Origin of the sequence: Hansschlegelia beijingensis (genome assembly GCF_045505405.1) — a bacterium.
GTDB classification, from domain to species: domain Bacteria; phylum Pseudomonadota; class Alphaproteobacteria; order Rhizobiales; family Methylopilaceae; genus Methylopila; species Methylopila beijingensis_A.
In genome coordinates this window covers 1-2,775 of sequence record NZ_JBJKEX010000389.1, presented here as the reverse complement: position 1 = coordinate 2,775, position 2,775 = coordinate 1, and the positions used below count along the sequence as shown (strand labels likewise).

The window sequence follows — 2,775 nt, the reverse complement described above, 5'->3', positions numbered from 1 at the left end:
CGGCCGGCGTCGCCCGCTTCGTGCAGATGTCGGCGATCGGCGCCGACCGCGCCAGCCGCGGCCTCTACGGGCGCAGCAAGGCGGCGGGCGAGGAGGCGGTTCTGGCCGTCTATCCGGACGCCGTGATTCTCCGTCCCTCGGTCGTGTTCGGCCCGGAGGACCAGTTCTTCAATCGCTTCGCCGCCATGGCCCGGATGTCTCCGGCGCTGCCGCTGATCGGCGGCGGCCGCACCCTCTTCCAGCCGGTGTTCGTGGGCGACGTCGCCGAGGTCGTGGCGCGCGCCGTCTCGGGCGCGGTTCCGGGCGGCCCGCAGGCCTACGAGCTTGGCGGCCCCGAGACGCTGAGCTTCAGAGACATCCTGCGCTACGTGCTGAAGACCACCTGCCGGCGCCGCCTGCTCGCGCCGCTGCCCTTCGGGCTGGCGCGCATGGCCGGACGCGTTCTCCAGATCCTCCCCAACGCGCCGCTGACGGCGGATCAGGTGGCGATGCTGGAGACCGACAACGTCGTGTCCCAGGAGGCCCGCGCCGCCGGCCGCACCCTGGAAGGCCTCGGCATCGTCCCGACCCCGTTCGACGCGGTCGCGCCGAGCTATCTCTGGCGGTTCCGCAAGGCCGGCCAGTTCGAGAGGGCCCGGCAGGAAGGCTGAGCGGAGCCCGCGGCGGCGGTTTGCCTCGTCGTCGCGATGGCGGTATCGGACGCGCCTCGCCCCGAGGCGGGCTTTAGGAAGGCGCCGACGTGAAAGCCATCATTCTGAGCGCAGGCCAGGGCCGGAGACTGTTGCCGCTTACGGCCGAGACGCCGAAGTGCCTGATCCCCTTCGCGGGCCGTCCGCTGGTCGAGTGGCAGGTCCGCGCGCTCGCGGAGGCGGGCGTCACCGACATCGTGGTCGTGACCGGGTTCGAGGCCGGCAAGGTCGAGGCCGCGCTCGAGGCCATCCGCCTGCCGGGCGTGACCGTCCGGGCGACCCACAACCCGTTCTTCGAGCTGGCCGACAATCTGGCGAGCTGCTGGATCGCCCGCCACGAGATGAAGGGGCCGTTCCTCATCCTGAACGGCGACACGCTGATCGAGCCCGAGATCGCCCGCCGCGTCCTCGCCGATCCGGCCACCGCGCCGATCACGGTCACGATCGATCGCAAGGCCGAGTACGACACCGACGACATGAAGGTCCGCACCGAGGGCGACCGGCTGCTCGCGATCGGCAAGACGCTGCCGAACGACCTCGTCACCGGCGAATCCATCGGGTTCCTGCGCTTCACCGAGGAAGGCTGCCGCGCCTTCGTGAGCGAGATCGAGCGCCTGATGCGCTCGGAGGAAGGCCTCAAGCGCTGGTATCTGTCCGCGATCGACGGCATCGCCCGCTACCACAGCAATGTCGGGGTGCGGTCGATCGAAGGGCTCGAGTGGAGCGAACTCGATTTCCCCGCCGATCTCGATCGCGGCGTCGCCATGACCGAAGGCTGGGTGAAGCGCGGCCTCTGAAGCCCTACTGGCTCGCCCAGACGATCCGGGCGATCCAGGCGATCTCGCTCGGCGCGAAGGAGCGATCAGGGTATTCGTGGTTGAGCGAGCGAAGCTCGACCTGCTTGGCGGTGCGCCGCGCGAGCTCCTTCGCCATCACCTCGCCTTCCGTGGTCTTGACGATCACCCGGTCGCCCCGCCTCACGGCCGCGCCGGGCGCCACCAGCACCACGTCGCCCTCGCGGAACGCAGGCGCCATCGAGTCGCCCGAGATCTCCAGCGCATAGACGTGCTCGCGGTCCACGTCCGGGAACGCGATCTCGTCCCAGCCCTGGCCGGTCGGGAATCCGGCGTCGTCGAAGAAGCCGCCCTGCCCCGCCTGGGCGAGCCCGATCAGCGGGACGTTCTGGCGCAGCCGCGGCGAGCCTTCCACGAGCAGGCTCATGAAGCTGTCGAGATTCGTCGTTGTCGCCTCGAGCGCCTTGGCGATCGACTCCGTCGAAGGCCAGCGCGGCCTGCCGTCCGGCGCGATGCGCTTGGAGCGGTTGAAGGTCGTCGGATCGAGGCCCGACTTACGGGCGAGCCCGGACGCCGACAGCCCGTTCTTCGCCGCGAGGGCGTCGATCGCAGCCCAGATCTGGCCGTGGCCTAGCATGTTCCTGATGGTCCCCTGGCCGCCGCAAGGCGAGACCGTGATGGATAGGAATTAGTACCTTTTTGGGCCGGTGTCCACCTTCCGGGGAGGCCGGGCTTGTCCGACGATCCGAGGGGGCCTAAAGCTCCCGCGTCGCCGCACAACGTTCTGCGGCGGAACGTGTTCCGCCCTGCGCCGCGCAGGGCGAAGCCGGAGCGAGCGATGCCTCCTGTGATCTACAAGATCGCGCCGTCCAGCCTGTGGGCCGAGGCCGAGCGCATCGGCCGCTTCGCGGGCGCGCCGGTTGACCATGCGGACGGTTACATCCACTTCTCGACCGCCGAGCAGGCGCGTGAGACGGCGGCGAAGCACTTCGCCGGCCAGCAGGAGCTGCTGCTGGTCGCGGTCGACGCGGCGGCGCTCGGGACGGACCTCAAATGGGAGCCGTCCCGCGGCGGCGCCCTGTTCCCCCACCTCTACGGAGAGCTGCCGCTTTCCGCGGTGATATGGGCGAAGCCTCTGCCGCTCGGGCCGGACGGGCTGCACGTCTTTCCGGAGGGACTGCGGTGATCGCCCCCTTCTGGCCGCTGCTGCGCACGGCGCTGCATGCGCTGCCGCCCGAACCTGCGCATCTCGCGACGCTCGCGGCGCTGGAGCGGCTGCCGCGCCGCGCTCC

4 protein-coding genes are annotated in these 2,775 nt (G+C 70.5%); 3 read left to right on the top strand and 1 reads right to left on the bottom strand.

Features of this window, described 5'->3' with window-relative positions; genetic code table 11:
• Together ACIKT0_RS16510 and ACIKT0_RS16505 are read left to right on the top strand one after the other, a co-directional pair.
• A partial coding sequence (locus ACIKT0_RS16510; protein ID WP_407106472.1) for a sugar nucleotide-binding protein occupies nucleotides 1-650 on the top strand: 650 nt, incomplete at its 5' end.
• 89 nt (nucleotides 651-739) lie between these two features.
• Nucleotides 740-1,486, top strand: a complete 747-nt coding sequence (locus ACIKT0_RS16505; RefSeq protein ID WP_407106471.1) for a phosphocholine cytidylyltransferase family protein — start codon at nucleotides 740-742, stop codon at nucleotides 1,484-1,486.
• A 4-nt stretch (nucleotides 1,487-1,490) separates the two neighbouring features.
• Here ACIKT0_RS16505 and ACIKT0_RS16500 read toward each other — a convergent pair whose 3' ends face one another.
• Entirely contained in the window at nucleotides 1,491-2,120 is a 630-nt protein-coding gene (locus ACIKT0_RS16500) for a S24 family peptidase (protein ID WP_407106470.1), read from the bottom strand.
• A 201-nt stretch (nucleotides 2,121-2,321) separates the two neighbouring features.
• On the opposite strand from ACIKT0_RS16500, the gene ACIKT0_RS16495 reads away from it, so the two are divergent.
• Nucleotides 2,322-2,669: a DUF952 domain-containing protein gene (locus ACIKT0_RS16495; RefSeq protein ID WP_407106469.1), complete on the top strand. Its 348-nt coding sequence runs from the start codon at nucleotides 2,322-2,324 to the stop codon at nucleotides 2,667-2,669.
• Nucleotides 2,670-2,775: the final 106 nt, after the last annotated feature.